A 15538-nucleotide genomic window follows, 5' to 3' on the forward strand; every position below is an offset into this window, starting at 1 on the left:
CTTTGACTGCGTTCTGTTTTCTGTGTATGAGGAATTAAATCAGGTTTCTATGGGCGAAGTCATAGTCCCTGAATCGACGGGACCAGGTACTCCACAGGAGATAGAGACCATGAAAGTCCATTTGATTACCAGCACAAATCAGCGGCCGATAGGACAAAGCTAGGTTCGTTTGCTATTGGACTACAGTAAAGGAAGCAGCCCGTACATCACTTTCCTTGTAACCATATCGAATCGCCTCCGTCCGAACTGTATGCTGACCGGTTGATAAGGAAAATGGGCCAGTGTATAGCTTCCAATGCAGGTCGTCTCCCCCATTGACTGAGTAAACGATCTAGGCATCTTGGGTCTCACAGTGCATTGTCAGTGCAACCGGAGCCGTGAAATCACCGCCATCAGGGCTTGCATCGGTCATTCGATTTTCCGGTGCGTTCGGTACGAATGTTGGTACAGACGTGGCTGGCTGTTCGTTGTGGGGCCACATCTGATCCACCATCCGAGCTTCATCGATCCACCCTTTGTCATCGATTCGATCGAGCCAATCGTCCATTGCGGTCCGTAGTTCGGAGAATTGGTCTCGATACCCTGGACCGTCCGCGAGATTTTTGATTTCGTGTGGATCATTCTTGAGGTCATAGAACTCTTCAGCGGGCCTCCCACCGGACAGCAGCTGTCTTTGGTGGTCTTCGAGTTCGTCTTCAGCAGAGAGTCGAAGGAGATCCTGCATCGCTTCCCCTCGCGCACGGTACGGTACCCATACTAACCGTGGATTCGACTGGTTGTAATTCCGGATGTATTTGAGTCGGCCGTCTCGAATCGAACGAACCATGTCGTAGCTCTCGTCGATCCGGTCACGAGCAGCCATCATATACTGGCGACAGGGTTCCTCCGCCGGCTCAAGAAACGGCTTACCGTGCATCCACGGTGGGATGTCGACTCCCGCAAGGGACAGTACTGTCGGCCCGAGATCAACGAGACTCACCAGTCTATCCGTTCGTTCACCACCACTGATTTCATCCGGCCATCGAACGAGTAAGGGGACGTTCAAGCCGGATTCGTAGAGCGTCCGTTTGGCTCGAGGAAGCCCCTCTCCATGATCACTCCAGAGGAATACGATAGTATTCTCTACAAGACCATTCTTGTCTAACTGTTGTAACAGGGTTCCAACCTCGTCATCGGAGTTATATATGTTGTCGTATTAACGAGCGGTGGCGTTCCGAACACCGTTCGTATCCGGAAGATACGGTGGAACGGTGACATCGTTCGGATCTGTGTCCGGCTCACCTCCAGCCCCGAAGGACCTGTCTCTCCACATACCGCTTTCGTGAGTTCGCGTTGGATTGAATACCGCGAAGAATGGCTGGCTTTCCTCGTTCCGGTTTCGCCAATGTGCTTCGGAGCTGCTCTCATCCCAGATTGAAACCGGCGGCGAGAAATCGTACTGCGTTTCACTATGATTGTCAAATTGGTAATCAGTATTCGAGTTGTTGGTACAGTAGTATCCGGCTACCCTCAGGTACTCCGGAAAGACTGTTACGAAGTGAGATGGTACGGAAGAATAGGGTGTTGGAAGATTTGGTGTGTCTTGGTTCGTATGCTCGGGTTCGCATGTAATGTGCACCGATCGTGGTTTGATATCGACCGGTAATTATTGATGCACGAGAGGGGGCACACACGCCGGCCGTTGAGCACGCTTCCGTATATACACGACCATCAGCCGCAAGTCCATCTATATTTGGAGTTTCAGCAAGAGAGTCACCATAGCAGCCGAATTGCGGGCTTGTATCTTCAAGCGAAATCCAGAGTATGTTCGGTGGTTGATTTTCTGTCACAGTCGGCACTATCTAGTTGAGGTAGTTTGAGGAACGAGCAGGTCGTAGCGAGCTCTGTTTATGAAACCCGGAGACCTGCTCGAAGAGACGTTGAGCGTAGATTGTGATGGGGTTTGGGAGAACGAGCGCACCCCGACACCCGTGCGGGTGTTTGGGGTGCGCCTCCATTCGATGGGGCTCTCGGTCCGGGAGATCGTTGCGGTGTTCGAGTGGCTCGACGTTGACCGCTCGCACGGAGCGGACTGGAACTGGACGCACACACTTTCGGAGGCTCAGGCGGACCCGCCGACGGCTTCGCCGTCGCGGGTCGTCGTCGACGAGAAGCAGATCACCGCCGACGGTGAGAAGAAATGGCTCTACGCCGCGATCGATACGGATTTGAAATTGCTCTTGGAGGTCGAGGTGTTCAGCCGCCGCGGGACGGACCCCGCAGCGGCGTTCCTCTCTCGTCTCATCGAGCAGCACAACGTCTCAGATGCCGAGTTTCTGACCGACGCCGGTGGGTATCTCACGGCGTTAGCTTGGCTCAACCTCCGCGGCGGACTCGACTACAGCGACCGGAATCTGATCGAGAAGTGGTTCCAGACCGTGGCAATGCGGATCGACCGGTTTCACACGTTCTGGCGGGGGAGTCCAGCCAGCGCACGGCGCTGGCTGCGACGGTTCAGGCACTATTACAACCACGATCGACCGAACCAGGCGCTCAATGGACGAGCGCCAGTCGAGGAAGTTCTCAACTAGACAGTGCCGAATCGAGTACGTGACCCTCACTCTCGGGAGTGAGAAAATCCTCGAAAACGAACGACCACCCGAACTGTTCGGCTTCTGTGGTGTATCCGGTTGCACGAACAAACTTGAGGAATTCAGCGTTGGTCACTGCAAATCGGTCAACATAAAATGAATCGAGAGTTACGTCGCACGACGGACCTTCCCCATCGGCGGGAAACACGATGTTGCCATCGGTGCCCATGCTGAACGTTCCGCCTTCCAAACGAACCATATGGTCCGTCTCCGTGCTATTATCAGTCGAAATCGGATTCTCGTTTCGGTAGTCGTGATTTGTATCGGGGTTGCTATCTGTCCTCACGTCTGCCGACCCCTCAGTCCGTGAAGGTCCACAGCAACTGGGTTGTTGATCCATGAGTGAAATTACTTGCCTACCAGTAAGAGAATATTGGCTGGAGCCGCTTGCGGACCTTACCTAAGACCAAGAGTTTCGCATACAATTTATCAAGTATCTCTGTCTCATTGCTCGGCTGAGGTGGGGTCCGGCTCAATGCATGACCAGGTGCCAAACAGACGATTACGGTCGGTAGTACACTATTGGTAGACGGGTGCTTCCATGGTTTCGGTTTTGATGATTAGTTTGTTTTCGGAGCCAACAACCCCATCAATTGTACCAGTGATCGCGAGGCTCGATTTTGGCGTCGGACCGACAGTGATCGAGTCACCCTCCTGAAAGTCTCGTACTGAGCCCTGCATCCGGAGTTCAGCGCGGCACTTCTCGGGATGGTGAACGCTCATGAGGTTGATCTCTTGGATGACCTGCTCGTCGATAGGGCTCCCGTTGTGGCTAAGAGGAACGGATGCCGGCTCGTCCATCTCCTCGAGGTCGAGGGCGTTGTAGGCTTCGGAGGTGGGTTTGTACCCTCCCTTTGGCCCAGGAACACCCTCCACCAACTGGAGGGCTTTGAGACTCTGCATCTGATTGCGGATCGTCCCGGGGTTGCGGTCGATCTGCTCGGCAATGGCTTCGCCTTTGACAGTGCTCTCGCTCTCCCGATAGAGATCAACGAGTTCCTGAAGGATCGTTTTCTGGCTCTCAGTCAGCTCGATCGATGACATACCCACAGTATCTCCTCACAATCGGTTAAATCCCAGCTTGTACCATGAGCAGCTTAGCGGTCGCCTACAAGATGCACAAATACCTCCACCAACAATTTGTGATCTCTTTAACTACTAAGCAATAATAAGGGGTCTTATGCTCTAGGAGAGCCCACGGTAGGGGCCCCAGTGACTACCCGTAGCCCCAACCGCTAGAGTTGCTCCACGCACCAATTTTTCTCGTGTGGCTGGGACAACTACTACGTGGTTGAGATCAGATTCGCAGAACGAAGTAATCTAGTTTCCTAGCGGCATCCATCCAGACAGTGAGTGAACCGGGGTTATTTTGCGAGTGCCAGCGGAGTAGCGGTATGGTCACGAAACACGATATCCGGAACGGGATTCGTGGGGGTATCGGGCGGTTCAAGCGCGAGGTGACAGCCTCGTTCACGAAAGAAGAGCTCGGAGCGCTGTGTGCGGCACTCGAAATCACAGATACTACTGACCCGATCGCGTCGACGGCGAGAATGCGCCAGCAGATCCGCGTTGCCGTCGGGCTTGTCGACGGCCGAGAGGAGGCGGCCGATGATGCGTTTTCGAAGCCCGAACTGGAAGCGATCGCTGCAGCGATCGGGGTCAAACCTGTCAGTGGCGACGAACCGGACCCCCTATTTTGACCTCGGTAGGAAAGGCAATCGGCGAAGACCGCGATAATAGCCTGGTTCGTCCTCACTTGTCACTAATTGCGTGGCTAAGGTACGCCCTCAATCGTCAGATTTACTGATACGATCTCTTTAGTTGCGGAACAACGGGTCAGCTTCGTCCAACACCGAGACACTGGTCCTCCAAGCGGTCCGGGGCAGATTCGCGTTCTTCAGTCCGCTTGTACGCTGGAAGCGGAAGGCGACTCGTTGATCTCACAGGCCGGCGAATCGATAAGCGACGTGGCGGCGTGCAGGAGACTCCCGGTGAGAAGGGCGATGCTCGTGACGAGGAAGAGCGTTCCGGCGGGCGAAGCGAGGTCGACGAACAGCCAGTAGATCGGTGCAGCCGCCGAAGAACCCGCGACCAAGATAACGAACTGTCCGATGATCGGCCCACAACAACTACACGCGTTCGCTCCGATGAACGCCGCCGTTCCGACGGTGCTTTCGGTTACTTCTGTTTGCTCACCCGACGTCCAGAGACGGGCGATGATCGCGGCGTTGAGGCCGATCAATCCTCCGAGCGTCCCGACGATAATGAGGACACCAACCGAGAGCATTCCGACGAAGGGAATCGTCGGGAAGAACCATTCGAGCGTGGGCCATGTCACGAGTGGGAACAGTGTCGGCAGCGTCGTTACGGTGGCCGTCTGCGGTGCGTTGAGACCTTCCTCCGGTACGAACGAAAAGAAGCCGGCCGCGAACATGAAAAAGAGCCCAGCGGTGAGCGCTACGCCACCACCGAATCGACGTGCCGTCCGGTCTTGAAGCACCGACCGGATCGCACCAGCACAGTCCTGCCAGAGGATATATCCGACGGTAACCGGAACGCTCAGAACGAGTACGTACCCCAGGGGATTGGTGTACTCACCCATACCGACGAGTGCTGGATAGGCGATCCAGAGACCTAGCTCGATCCCCAGAATAGAATACTCGGGTCGTATCGGCCACTGGAGCCGACCGAGGAGGAGACTACCAGTCATCACCACGGACCCAAGCAGTAGCGCGATGGGCTCATACCACGTTCGCGGAAACGGAATCGAGCTGGCGGTGTACTCGGTCGCGGTAGCTAGCTGCGTGAACAGGACACCACCGACCGCAGCCAGCACCAACCCAGCGAAGACGCTCCAGAGCGCGTAGTGCGAGTAGGCTGGTTTGAGCACTCGCGGAAGATACGCGCTGACGGCGGCCATTCCGAGCCCGAGTCCAATCAGGACCAAGGCATGCCACTGCTCCAGGTGAACACCGCCAGCGTAGACGTGCGTCCCACTGGCACCGTGCGCCGCGGCGAGTGGAGTCGCACAGAGAGCAACCAGAACAGCCCCGAGCCACACGATGATCTGAGTTGTTCGGCGTGACCGCAAACCCGCGGTTGATGCTTTGTCATCATTGCCCGGGATGCTCATATGTGACTCACAGACCCCTAAGAACATGATTCCGTCGAATGAGCGCTACGACGTTTACTTCTGATCCAGTTTGTGTTTGATGGCAAGCGATTTCTCCAGTGTCGTTACGGGTATCGGTTGTCAGCCCCACAATCTGTCGTGTGCCAGAAACGGTGATTCCTCGTGAGATATACGATGGAGACTGAAAGTGAGTGGGATCCAGGCCGTCTGAGAAATCGGAGGTTTCTACCGAGACCGTTTGACCGGACACCAGGGTCACGAGCCGAACGGCGTTCTCGCTCCCCAGGGAGCACGAATGACACGAGGACGAGAAGCTAGCGAGTGTCGTGACCGCTCTGTGCGATTACAGACTCCCCCGCGTTGAACAGCGGTTGGGTCAGCGTGATGGTCGCTCGATTCACGTCATCCAGATCACAGAGTGGATACACCAGTTCACGGATCCGGCTCGCAGCACCGCGACAGAACAGCGTTTCGAGACGCCTCTCTCTCGTGAACGTGATTCGTCGTCGCGGCCACGTTTTGAAACTTCGGGCGCGACGCTCAGAGAGCGACGAAGACCACCGACGCGGTTGCAATACTGTTTGCGACGAGGTGGGCAACGGTACTACTAACCGTTCCATACCGGGCTCGCAACCCACACAAAACGAACGCAAGGGCGACCAGTGACACCAGCCGGAGAACCGAAGCACCGGCGTCCACAACGAGGTGCTTTCCGACGAACGCGACCGCCGTGAGTACGCCACCGACGTAGGTGCCGTACGAATCCATGAGGGCCGTCTGGATGACGCCCCTCCACGCGAGTTCTTCGGTGATCGGGACGACGATCCCGTTGGCTAGAAGGAGCACGGCAGCTATCCAGAGCGTCCCACCGATGCTCTCTGCAAGGGCAGTGCTGGCGGCCGCCGATTGGGCTGTACCGACGAACTGTGTGTAGCCGACGGATGCCGCCACGACGACGATGTAGTACACGACAACGCCTCCGATGGCGGACCCGACTGCTCGAAGCGAAAGATCGTAATCCCAGTCCAAAGGAGCGATCCCCCGTCGCATTCCCCATCGTGCGATCGCGTATGCGAGCAGTGGAAACCCGACGGCGAGGAGGATCACGTCCGCACCACGAGCACTCCCAACGACGTCGGTGAGTACCCACACGCCACCCCAGCGCAAGCCGACTTCGACGACGACCCACGTCAGGATGGCAGCGGCCGCAAATCGAGCGATTGAGCCTCCCTGCAGGGACCGATCGGAGACCCGTGACCTGTTCTTCGACATCTATCTATTCGAGAAGGTGTTCCGAACGCACTGAGTTGGGGTTTCCACGGTCCGCGGTGCGTCTTCGGTGCCGAGATGCGCGAAGACTGTCTCGGATCGAGGCCAAGCGCTATCACACCGACATCGGAGACGATCGACACGATCGCTGCTTCGTGTATTCCTCGGAGGGATGGGGAAGAAGGGTGCTGGGGCGGCGGCGAGTGCAGCGACTATCGCTTCATTGAGATTTTTACTCGGCAACCCGAGCTGCGTTGTGTCGGGTGCGTGCCGTCGCCGTTCCGAACTGAGATGCATATCTCGGCATCGATTCGTCGTCGGTTAAGTTCTCGCAGAACGTCTTTTCTATACGGAATCCGTCACTTCTCGTGAAGGGAGTAGTCGACGACGTGCCCCGTCTCGTCGAGCGCTACCGAGAGCGTTTCACTCGCCACGGAGACATCGATCTCGAGACATGCCGAACGCTCCTCGATGAGCGTGTATCGCTCCCTCTCTTGGATGAACGGGAGATCCCAGAGATAGTACTCGTGGAGGTCGTGTCCATGTCTCTGATACAGTGCTACGACGCGCGAGTCCACCAAGAGAGCGTATCCAGCGGGGCAGACCAATCGTGCACCACAGGTTTCACACTGGGCACGAAAGACGGGTGTTTCTACCGATTCGGTTATCACCGCCGACTCGATGGCGTGGTAGCATTCCGGACAGTATCCGTCGAGCGTTCGCTCCATCCCTTGTCGTGCTAGCAACCCCGCTACGTCGACGATCTCAGGAAGCGTTGCAGTAGCGGCGGCGGTCGGTGGGACCTGCCAGCGAAACAGGAGATGGTCGTTGGCGCAGGAGACCGTGCAGAGCCCGTTCTCGTACGTCGCGACGGCTGGATCGTCGCAAACGAAACAGTCGCTATCCAGTTCTACTGCCTCCTTCGAGATCGCGTGCGTGTACGTGCCCATGAGAATGGCCACGACGATTTTGGCTCCGGCAAAGGTGAGTCGATATCCATCACTAGCCTTCTCGACGAAGTTCCCACGAAGCCGTTCCAAGTGATACCGGAATCGGCCGGAGTCGTCGACGCCAACGCGCCTGCGGAGATCTGCGAATCCGATGGCCCGCTCGTCCGCAGCTTCACGATGATGGTCCCCCAACGCCCGAAGAATGTCGATCCGGAGTGGGTCACTGAGTGCGCCAAACGCGTCTGCAGGGTCCGTGTCCGGTTCCTCGTCGGGAGAGTGCTCTGTGCCGACCATGGGTGTAGTGAGAAACGGATCGTAAAACCACTGACGAGGACCGGCCGAACCGTCGTCGCAGTGGTTCACCTGGACGACCCCGATTGCGGAACGAGGAAGATCCATGGGTTCGCGACGAGAGGGATGTCACCTGTTATGGGCTCGTAGCGCCTTCTTCAGCCCATGCGCGAACTCGTCTTCGCCCTCGAATACGAACCCGACCGCAATCGGGTAGCTGATGCGCTCGCTGACCATCCGGAGGCCTCGATCCGCTCGCTCTCGTTGCACGTCACTCGGGACCGACTCTGGCGGGTCGACCATGCGACGGGAACGTCCGGTGCCCTCACTGCTATCGAAGACGCGTTTCTCGAGGGCGACTACTACGCCGACTGTCTCGCCACCGACGACTGCAACGCAACGCAGACCACACAGGTCCTCGACCGGACCGCCGAAACGCTCGTTCTCTATTCGTACTGGGAACGGACTCCGCTCTGTGCGTCGATCCCCCACATCGCACGTGACCATCTCGGTGACGGGTTGCTGTTCGATACGCGCCACGAGAGCCGCCACTACACCTGGCGGATCATCCACTCCGGGGAGGGGACCGTGAGCGGGTTCTTCGACGAACTCGAAACGGCAGTCGGTGATTGCGCCCGGATGGAGATGCTTCGAACGGCGGTCGCCTCCTCGTCGGTAGGTGATACCGCCACCGGAACCGACGAACTCTCACCCGAACAGCAGGCAGCGGTTCAGGCCGCCGTCGAACACGGCTACTACGAATCCCCGCGGGAGATCGACGTCAGTGGGCTGGCCGAACATCTCCACGTCCCCCGTTCGACGCTCACCTACCGACTCAGACGGGCCGAAGAACACCTCGCGAAGCGCCACGTCGCCCGCGAGCAGCTGCCGGACGAGCCATCGCCGGCGCTCTGACCGCGAACCCCGACTTGGAATGTTCCAACGAAGTCTTATCGAACTACCCGATCTATTTTGAGAGGATGACCGATCGCGTGGATTCCGCCGACCAAGCGAGCGACTCCGAGGCAGGATCGGAGTTATCCGCTCGGTTCGCCGTTCCGGAGATGGACTGTCCCTCCTGTGCACAGAAGGTCGACAAGAGCCTCCAACGTGTCGACGGTGTCGTCGAAACGGCGCTCCAACCGACGACCGGCACGGCCACCGTGACCTACGACCCCGAGCGTACCGCCGAGGCTGATGTGGTCGCAGTTATCGAAGGAGCGGGCTACGAGGTTACCGGCAGCGGAAATGGTTTTGAGGGAGGTGCGGATAGCGGGATGAGCATCGCACCGCCCTCTGAGATCTGGACGAGTTCTCGCGCGATCAAGACGTGGGTCGGGGCGGGATTCCTCGTGTTCGGGCTTCTCTTCGAATTCGTCCTCACCGAGCAGAACGTGGATATAGCGACTATTCTCAGCTCACCGTTGGGCCTTTCGGACGGGCTCTTTCTCGTCGCGATCGCTGTCAGCGGCTCTCCAGTCGTTCGTAGTGGATACTACTCGGCGCGAAACCTGAGTCTCGATATCGACTTGCTGATGGGGACGGCGATCATCGCGGCCACCGGTATCGGCTACTTCGTCGAGGCGGCGACGCTCGCGGTTCTATTCAGCATCGCGGAGCTTCTCGAGGACTACGCGATGGACAGGGCACGGAACTCGCTTCGTGAGCTGATGGAGCTCTCCCCGGACGAAGCCACGGTCCGCCGGGACGGCGAGGAGGTGACCGTGCCGACCGAGGACGTCGCGGTAGGAGAAACGGTCGTCGTCCGCCCTGGCGAGAAGATCCCGCTCGATGGAACGGTTCTCGACGGCGAGAGCGCGGTCGACGAGTCACCGATCACCGGGGAAAGCGTCCCCGTCGACAAGTCCGACGGCGCGGAGGTCTACGCTGGAAGCCTTACCGAGGAGGGCTATCTCGAAGTAGAAGTCACCTCGAAGGCGGGTGACTCGACGCTCTCACGCATCATCGAGATGGTACAGGTAGCCCAGGAGAACAAGACCGACCAGGAGCAGTTCGTCGACCGGTTTTCGGGGTACTACACACCCCTGATCGTCGGCCTCGCGATCCTCACAGCAGCAGTCCCACCGCTCGCGCTCGGGTGGCCCTGGGAGACGTGGTTCGTCCGTGGGTTGACCCTCCTCGTCATCGCGTGTCCGTGCGCGTTCGTCATCTCGACACCCGTTTCGGTCGTCTCCGGTATCACGAGCGCGGCGAAGAACGGCGTACTGATCAAGGGCGGGAACCACCTCGAAGCGATGGGCGCGGTCGACGTAGTCGCGCTGGACAAGACGGGAACGCTCACCAAAGGGGAACTCACGGTCACCCGGATCGTTCCGCTGGGAGACCACACCGAGACGGAGGTTCTTCGGTACGGTGCAGGCTTGGAACGGCGGAGCGAACATCCCATCGCCGAGGCAATCCTCGCCCGGACGGACAAAGCCGGTCTCACTGACCTCCCGACGCCATCGGAGTTCGAGAGCTTGACTGGGAAGGGCATTCGAGCCGAGATCGATGGCGAGACGTACTACGCAGGCAAACCGGCGCTGTTCGAGGAGCTCGGTTTCGATCTCTCCCGAACCCGTGGCGTGACCGATGGGGGTGCTATCCCGGATGGTGTCCCTCGAAGGAATTCGTCAGGGCGGGAAGTGTTCGATACGAACGTGCTCACCGAACTCCAAGACGAAGGGCAGACAGTGGTTCTCGTCGGCACGGAAACCGAGTTGATCGGGGCGGTCGCGGTCGCCGACGAGGTTCGCCCGACCTCGCAGCGTGCTGTCGAGCGCCTGCACGAATGTGGCGTCGACCACGTCGTGATGCTCACTGGCGACAACGAGGGGACGGCGCGAGCTATCGCCGAGCAGGTCGGTGTCGACGAGTACCGTGCGGGACTGCTCCCGGACGAGAAGGTGGCTGCTATCGAGGAGCTGCAGGCGGTACACGGTGATGTCGCGATGGTCGGGGATGGCATCAACGACGCACCCGCACTCGTCACCGCCGACGTCGGGATCGCGATGGGCGCAGCAGGGACGGATACGGCGCTCGAAACCGCCGACATCGCCCTGATGGGGGACGACGTTGGAAAACTCCCGTATCTCTACAGGCTCTCACGAACGGCGAACGACGTGGTCCGCCAGAACATCTGGACGAGCCTCGGTGTGAAGGCACTGCTGGCCGTCGGCGTCCCGCTGGGATACGTGAGCGTTGCACTCGCGGTCGTGGTCGGCGATATGGGGATGAGCCTCGGGGTGACGGGCAACGCGATGCGACTCTCACGCCTGAAACCCAGCGACGACCGATAGTCGGGTTCGCTCGGACCGATGTTCCGTGTTGAGGACGAGGTGATGAAGTCTCGGAATGGCGAAAAGCATCTCCAGAAATAGGGTTTCCTTTCGGTTTTGCCCCTGAAGCACGTTTTCGATGTCTTCCTTCCTCGACACGCGACTGGGTTTGACGCGAACCGAGCGAGCACCCGATCCTTCCCGCTCCAGAGGAAGGTGAAGAGGAACCGTCGTCGACTCGCCCGAATCCCACATACGTCGTAATCAGTGAGCAACCCAGCAAGAGCAGACGTTCCCGCTCCGAACACCAGAGCGCCCGGCAAGAGGGGTTGGTTCGGCTCGATTCACTCGTCGTCGGGAAGGTCGGCTGTCGCCTTCCGAAGAAAGAGGGCGAACCCGAGGCTGAACACACAGAGTCCGAACTCGAAAACAGCCTTGATTCGTCGGCGAACCATTGTGCCCTGGTAGAAGCCGCGGTCCCATATAATCCGGTGGCTGTGCCTACGTCACGGTCGTTTCGACGAGTCCGTCGATCGTCGTGTTGCCGTTCTCGCCGGTGTCGGTCGCTGTATCCATCGAGTACTCACTCGTTCCGAGGTGTGTGGTGCTGGCAGGAGTGGTCGGCATCGACGAGGGAGGCGTCCCGGTCTGCTGTCGCGCCTCGGAGAGCCACGTCGGCGCTTCCAGTGCAACCGAGTCGGCGCTCTCCAGCGTGACGTGAACACGAATGGAGTTGCCGCCGGTCGGATTCGGCTGCACAGCGACGAGATCACGGGTCACGCCCTGTTCGTCGATCGAGAGCCGGTAGTCGGTGGAGAGGTTCGACTTCGAGAGCGCGCCGGCGACCTCGTACCGCGGCGAGCCGTTCACTTGCTGGGTCTCGACGGAGATGTTGCCCTGCTCGGCATCCGAGAGATACGTCGAGAGCGTCGTCGCCCCGAGCGTTCCATCGGTCGCAACCGAGTCACCAGCGGGTTGAGCGTAGCCGGTGGTGCCGTTCTTGAAGGTCTGGCGAACATAGGTCTCCTCGCCAACCGTCCACCCGTCGACGCGCGTGACGTTCGTGCTATCGGAGATCGAGCCCGTGTAGTTCGAACTGAACGCGATTCGGTCGCCGGGTCGGGATTTGTGGATGGTCTGGTTCACGGAGAAGACGACAGTGCCGTTCGGCGCGACGACGCTGCTGTTCGCCCGCGTGACCGTCGAGTGATTCTCTAAGTAGGCGGTGTGTGCTCGGAGAAGCGCTCCGGAGTTAGTGACGCCCGCGCTCGTGAGGCCGGGCGCGAGTTGCTGGACCGAGCTCGCTGTAGGCTCGTCCGTGGGCACGTCGAGGGGCGTCACGGTCGAACTGTTTGTGACCGTCTGCTGGTCGCCGCCAGAGGCGACGGTCGAATTAGTAGTGTTCTGTTGGTTGCTACCGAGAATCCCGTTACAGCCAGCGACCGTGAGCATGGTGGCGAGTGCGAGAACGCCGACGATCCGTTTCGTCTGTCGAGAGTGATTTCCAGTCATTTTGGTGTGTCCGTGAAAGAATGCCTCGGCTTCCCAGATAAATGCCAGTCGGATCGTGCTTGGAGGAATGACTTATCCCGGCGCTGGTTCTACGTCGAGGTATGGCCAACTGGACGTACAACTCCCGCTCACACGGCATCTATCTCGTCGTCTGGGGACTGCTCACGCTCGCGTTCGTTCCGTTCGCAGGCTCGACTGCTGGAATGGTTCTGGTCGGTATTCTTGGGCTTGGATTTTGCTGGTACGGGGCGGGGATGGTCCGATCGGGCTCGTGGTCGCTCTCGTAACATCTCCGAATCGGCAAAAATTGTATAGGATATGCCACAAACAGTGAGCATATGGATCGAGACGCGCTTGCCGAGCGGGTTCGGGATTCGCTCCCGGATTTCGAGTCGGTGCTGATCGCCGTTCTCTGTCTCGGTGGGTTCGTGATCCTTCTCGATATGGTCGGGATCGACGTGATCGAGAACCTGCGCGACTCCGTCCGCGGCGACGAGCCAGGCTACCTGCTGTACATCGTAGCGATGGGGGTGCTCTCGTATCTCGTCGAGCGCTTCCGTGATGCCTTCGATGAACCCCACACGGCCGACGTTCCTGACCCGCTCGGCGACCGCGAAAGCGAGCGTGAGGGTGAGGACGACGAAGCCGAGGGCGAACCGGCGACCGAGCAACGAACCGTCGAGTTCGCCCGCTCGCGGAACGACTCCCCGGAGTAAGGATTCCTGCCGTCGCGACGGCCAATCGACTACGCAGCGTTCGACCTGCCGACTGTTTTCGCGTGGATATAATTCGCCGAGACAGTGATGACGACGTTCGAGAGCAGTCCGACGGCGAGCCCGTTAGCGACCCGGTTGGGGATCGGGAGAGCCAAGAAAGCAACCACCACCGCCGCTATTGAACCCCCCACTAGAAGCGAGCGCCCACCGGGTCCAATGGAATCGGTCCACTGTCTGAAAGACTGGCCCAGTGACGACCGCTCACCGGGACCGGCGACGAGCACACCGAAAACGAATGCTGCCACCGCTACCGGCCACGCGATCCGAGAGCCGGGCTCCTGAGTGGGAAAATAACCCGTCACCAGCGCGATGAGACACAAGACGGCGGCGAAAAGGTCCGTCCGAGTCGGTGGTCGCGCTGGGAGCAGCATCGAGAGTCTCGGGATGTTCATCGGTCTTACTGTTCGTAGACGTGTTCTCTGGATAATTCTTTTCGCTGGGGTCGAGAACACATTGGCTAGGCCCCGAATACAGTGAACAGCAGACCTCCATTGAATTTCAGGGTTGGTTAGCCCGACGGGTACGGCCCGAACGATACGCTCGAACGGTTTTCATGAGACTCCACGCGAGGACGGCCAGTACGAGAGCAACCATCCCAAGGATGATCGGCTCGCCACGGAGTCCCCACTGCGTCATCGACACGAGAAAGCTCGTGATCATCACGAATCCGCCAATGATCGGGAGTCCAAGGAATCCCGTGCGAAGCCACACCTCGCGGGCACTGCCGCGCCGCACTGCGTCGTAGCCATGTATCCTGATGACGGCAACCTCGTGAGCGGCCTTCACGCCGACGATCACGCTGATGAGGACGAGCGCCGCGTACTGCCCACCGGCGAGTCCCTCTCCAAAGAGGCGAGCAACCATCTGGACGGCTCCAATGAGCGCCACCGCGGCGAGCGGGCCGATCAATAACAACGAGCCGATCGAAACGGCCCCGAGGATGAGCGCCTCGCGGTAGTTCATGAGATACATACGATGCTGACTGTGATGAATCTAACTCAAACTCGGTGGTCGCTTGTCGAACAGGCGGCGCAGAAGATGACGGCAGCGAGGTCAGCTTCCGACCCCACGTTCGGGGCGCGAATTGATCTTCTTCGAGAGCCACCCACCAAGGAGGCCGCCGACTGCCCCCGCAACGACCGAGAACGCGATCAGCGTAGCCGTCACCAATAGGAGAAACAGGATCTCGGAGACCGGGTTCGACCACACAACGATCGGTCCTTCGGGAAGCCCGAGCAACCATCCAACGGCCCACACGCTTGCTGGAACCCCACCGACGAGGCCGGCGAGAATCCCAGCATTGGCCGCCTGTCTCGAAGCGTTCACCGCCAGGTAGCCCGCGAGCATCGCTCCGAGCAGGACTCCAGTACCTGGCTGGTCGAGCGTCGAGCCAGCCCACGTCGAGGACATGATCGTGAGCGGGATCGACACGAGCCCGCCGATGAGGCCGTATTTCCACGAGCTATCGAACCGACGGCGGAGACTCAAGTCGGGCATTACTATCTATCTTATACGTCCCCCGAGAAGAAAACTGTATCTCGAACTCTCGTGGATCCCGACTGGCCAAAGAAATGGCCTCGTTACGGTGAGGTGTGGCCGTCCTCAAAGGAGAAAATCGTCCGTCGCGCCCACGCCGCGAGCTTGGCTCGACACCCACTGTCGAGCACTTCCCCCTCCACGCCCACAACTGTGGCTCGGC

Annotated in this window: 17 protein-coding genes and 1 pseudogene; 6 read left to right on the forward strand and 12 right to left on the reverse strand. The window is 59.2% G+C overall.

Going from position 1 to position 15538, the window contains the following annotated elements; genetic code table 11:
• Positions 1 to 331 precede the first annotated feature (331 nt).
• From D3261_RS20525 to D3261_RS20535, 3 genes and pseudogenes are all read right to left on the reverse strand, one after another.
• Complete coding sequence (locus tag D3261_RS20525) at positions 332 to 724, reverse strand: hypothetical protein (RefSeq protein WP_233553792.1); 393 nt, start codon at positions 722 to 724, stop codon at positions 332 to 334.
• 219 nt (positions 725 to 943) lie between these two features.
• A pseudogene (locus tag D3261_RS20530) lies at positions 944 to 1186 on the reverse strand (sulfatase-like hydrolase/transferase); the annotation flags it as partial.
• A 283-nt stretch (positions 1187 to 1469) separates the two neighbouring features.
• On the reverse strand, positions 1470 to 1838 hold the full coding sequence (locus tag D3261_RS20535; protein WP_120067774.1) for a sulfatase-like hydrolase/transferase: 369 nt from the start codon (positions 1836 to 1838) through the stop codon (positions 1470 to 1472).
• A 51-nt stretch (positions 1839 to 1889) separates the two neighbouring features.
• On the opposite strand from D3261_RS20535, the gene D3261_RS00775 reads away from it, so the two are divergent.
• Positions 1890 to 2570, forward strand: a complete 681-nt coding sequence (locus tag D3261_RS00775; RefSeq protein WP_120067775.1) for an IS6 family transposase — start codon at positions 1890 to 1892, stop codon at positions 2568 to 2570.
• Here D3261_RS00775 and D3261_RS20540 read toward each other — a convergent pair.
• Together D3261_RS20540 and D3261_RS00785 are read right to left on the reverse strand one after the other, a co-directional pair.
• Positions 2563 to 2970 carry an SUMF1/EgtB/PvdO family nonheme iron enzyme gene (locus tag D3261_RS20540; RefSeq protein WP_120067777.1) on the reverse strand — a complete coding sequence of 136 codons (408 nt, stop codon included), beginning with the start codon at positions 2968 to 2970 and terminating at the stop codon, positions 2563 to 2565. The two genes, D3261_RS00775 and D3261_RS20540, sit on opposite strands and share 8 nt — an antisense overlap.
• Positions 2971 to 3149: 179 nt before the next feature.
• Positions 3150 to 3674 (reverse strand): HTH domain-containing protein, encoded by a 525-nt coding sequence (locus D3261_RS00785; protein ID WP_120067778.1) that lies wholly within the window; start codon positions 3672 to 3674, stop codon positions 3150 to 3152.
• 350 nt (positions 3675 to 4024) lie between these two features.
• On the opposite strand from D3261_RS00785, the gene D3261_RS00790 reads away from it, so the two are divergent.
• Positions 4025 to 4330 (forward strand): hypothetical protein, encoded by a 306-nt coding sequence (locus D3261_RS00790; RefSeq protein ID WP_120067779.1) that lies wholly within the window; start codon positions 4025 to 4027, stop codon positions 4328 to 4330.
• A 197-nt stretch (positions 4331 to 4527) separates the two neighbouring features.
• Here the strand turns inward: D3261_RS00790 and D3261_RS00795 are convergent, their stop codons facing one another.
• The 3 genes from D3261_RS00795 to D3261_RS00810 form a co-directional block, all read right to left on the reverse strand.
• Positions 4528 to 5763, reverse strand: a complete 1236-nt coding sequence (locus D3261_RS00795) for a hypothetical protein (RefSeq protein WP_120067781.1) — start codon at positions 5761 to 5763, stop codon at positions 4528 to 4530.
• A gap of 540 nt (positions 5764 to 6303) precedes the next feature.
• A complete protein-coding gene (locus tag D3261_RS00805) occupies positions 6304 to 7035 on the reverse strand; it encodes a CPBP family intramembrane glutamic endopeptidase (protein ID WP_120067783.1) in 732 nt (243 codons plus the stop codon).
• Between the two features lie 356 nt (positions 7036 to 7391).
• Positions 7392 to 8276, reverse strand: coding sequence for a winged helix-turn-helix domain-containing protein (locus tag D3261_RS00810; RefSeq protein ID WP_158589311.1), 885 nt, complete (start codon positions 8274 to 8276; stop codon positions 7392 to 7394).
• A 162-nt stretch (positions 8277 to 8438) separates the two neighbouring features.
• On the opposite strand from D3261_RS00810, the gene D3261_RS00815 reads away from it, so the two are divergent.
• Positions 8439 to 9188 carry a helix-turn-helix domain-containing protein gene (locus tag D3261_RS00815; RefSeq protein ID WP_120067786.1) on the forward strand — a complete coding sequence of 250 codons (750 nt, stop codon included), beginning with the start codon at positions 8439 to 8441 and terminating at the stop codon, positions 9186 to 9188.
• Positions 9189 to 9253: 65 nt separating this feature from the next.
• The gene (locus tag D3261_RS00820; protein ID WP_158589312.1) at positions 9254 to 11572 is read left to right on the forward strand and encodes a cation-translocating P-type ATPase; all 2319 of its coding nucleotides are present in this window, start codon (positions 9254 to 9256) and stop codon (positions 11570 to 11572) included.
• Between the two features lie 480 nt (positions 11573 to 12052).
• Here the strand turns inward: D3261_RS00820 and D3261_RS00830 are convergent, their stop codons facing one another.
• Positions 12053 to 13063 carry a hypothetical protein gene (locus D3261_RS00830; RefSeq protein WP_233553794.1) on the reverse strand — a complete coding sequence of 337 codons (1011 nt, stop codon included), beginning with the start codon at positions 13061 to 13063 and terminating at the stop codon, positions 12053 to 12055.
• Between the two features lie 101 nt (positions 13064 to 13164).
• Between D3261_RS00830 and D3261_RS00835 the strand changes: the two genes are divergently transcribed.
• Together D3261_RS00835 and D3261_RS00840 are read left to right on the forward strand one after the other, a co-directional pair.
• Positions 13165 to 13350, forward strand: coding sequence for a hypothetical protein (locus D3261_RS00835; RefSeq protein ID WP_120067788.1), 186 nt, complete (start codon positions 13165 to 13167; stop codon positions 13348 to 13350).
• Positions 13351 to 13401: 51 nt separating this feature from the next.
• A complete protein-coding gene (locus tag D3261_RS00840) occupies positions 13402 to 13779 on the forward strand; it encodes a hypothetical protein (RefSeq protein ID WP_120067790.1) in 378 nt (125 codons plus the stop codon).
• Positions 13780 to 13808: 29 nt separating this feature from the next.
• Here D3261_RS00840 and D3261_RS00845 read toward each other — a convergent pair whose 3' ends face one another.
• From D3261_RS00845 to D3261_RS00855, 3 genes are all read right to left on the reverse strand, one after another.
• Positions 13809 to 14084, reverse strand: a complete 276-nt coding sequence (locus tag D3261_RS00845) for a hypothetical protein (protein ID WP_147464859.1) — start codon at positions 14082 to 14084, stop codon at positions 13809 to 13811.
• Positions 14085 to 14337: 253 nt separating this feature from the next.
• Positions 14338 to 14802 carry a hypothetical protein gene (locus D3261_RS00850; protein ID WP_147464860.1) on the reverse strand — a complete coding sequence of 155 codons (465 nt, stop codon included), beginning with the start codon at positions 14800 to 14802 and terminating at the stop codon, positions 14338 to 14340.
• Positions 14803 to 14892: 90 nt separating this feature from the next.
• Entirely contained in the window at positions 14893 to 15336 is a 444-nt protein-coding gene (locus D3261_RS00855) for a DUF5518 domain-containing protein (protein WP_120067795.1), read from the reverse strand.
• Positions 15337 to 15538: the final 202 nt, after the last annotated feature.

Source organism: Halococcus sp. IIIV-5B (assembly GCF_003602035.1).
Taxonomy (GTDB): domain Archaea; phylum Halobacteriota; class Halobacteria; order Halobacteriales; family Halococcaceae; genus Halococcus; species Halococcus salsus.

Bases quoted from the DNA above. Each gene is read 5' to 3' on its own strand.
- D3261_RS00830 (WP_233553794.1), bottom strand. From the start codon at position 13,063: ATGACTGGAAATCACTCTCGACAGACGAAACGGATCGTCGGCGTTCTC.
- D3261_RS00820 (WP_158589312.1), top strand. From the start codon at position 9,254: ATGACCGATCGCGTGGATTCCGCCGACCAAGCGAGCGACTCCGAGGCA.
- D3261_RS20525 (WP_233553792.1), bottom strand. From the start codon at position 724: ATGCAGGATCTCCTTCGACTCTCTGCTGAAGACGAACTCGAAGACCAC.
- D3261_RS00840 (WP_120067790.1), top strand. From the start codon at position 13,402: ATGGATCGAGACGCGCTTGCCGAGCGGGTTCGGGATTCGCTCCCGGAT.
- D3261_RS00790 (WP_120067779.1), top strand. From the start codon at position 4,025: ATGGTCACGAAACACGATATCCGGAACGGGATTCGTGGGGGTATCGGG.
- D3261_RS00815 (WP_120067786.1), top strand. From the start codon at position 8,439: ATGCGCGAACTCGTCTTCGCCCTCGAATACGAACCCGACCGCAATCGG.
- D3261_RS00850 (WP_147464860.1), bottom strand. From the start codon at position 14,802: ATGAACTACCGCGAGGCGCTCATCCTCGGGGCCGTTTCGATCGGCTCG.
- D3261_RS00775 (WP_120067775.1), top strand. From the start codon at position 1,890: ATGAAACCCGGAGACCTGCTCGAAGAGACGTTGAGCGTAGATTGTGAT.
- D3261_RS20540 (WP_120067777.1), bottom strand. From the start codon at position 2,970: ATGGATCAACAACCCAGTTGCTGTGGACCTTCACGGACTGAGGGGTCG.
- D3261_RS00835 (WP_120067788.1), top strand. From the start codon at position 13,165: ATGGCCAACTGGACGTACAACTCCCGCTCACACGGCATCTATCTCGTC.
- D3261_RS00855 (WP_120067795.1), bottom strand. From the start codon at position 15,336: ATGCCCGACTTGAGTCTCCGCCGTCGGTTCGATAGCTCGTGGAAATAC.
- D3261_RS00795 (WP_120067781.1), bottom strand. From the start codon at position 5,763: ATGAGCATCCCGGGCAATGATGACAAAGCATCAACCGCGGGTTTGCGG.
- D3261_RS00785 (WP_120067778.1), bottom strand. From the start codon at position 3,674: ATGTCATCGATCGAGCTGACTGAGAGCCAGAAAACGATCCTTCAGGAA.
- D3261_RS00810 (WP_158589311.1), bottom strand. From the start codon at position 8,276: ATGGTCGGCACAGAGCACTCTCCCGACGAGGAACCGGACACGGACCCT.
- D3261_RS00805 (WP_120067783.1), bottom strand. From the start codon at position 7,035: ATGTCGAAGAACAGGTCACGGGTCTCCGATCGGTCCCTGCAGGGAGGC.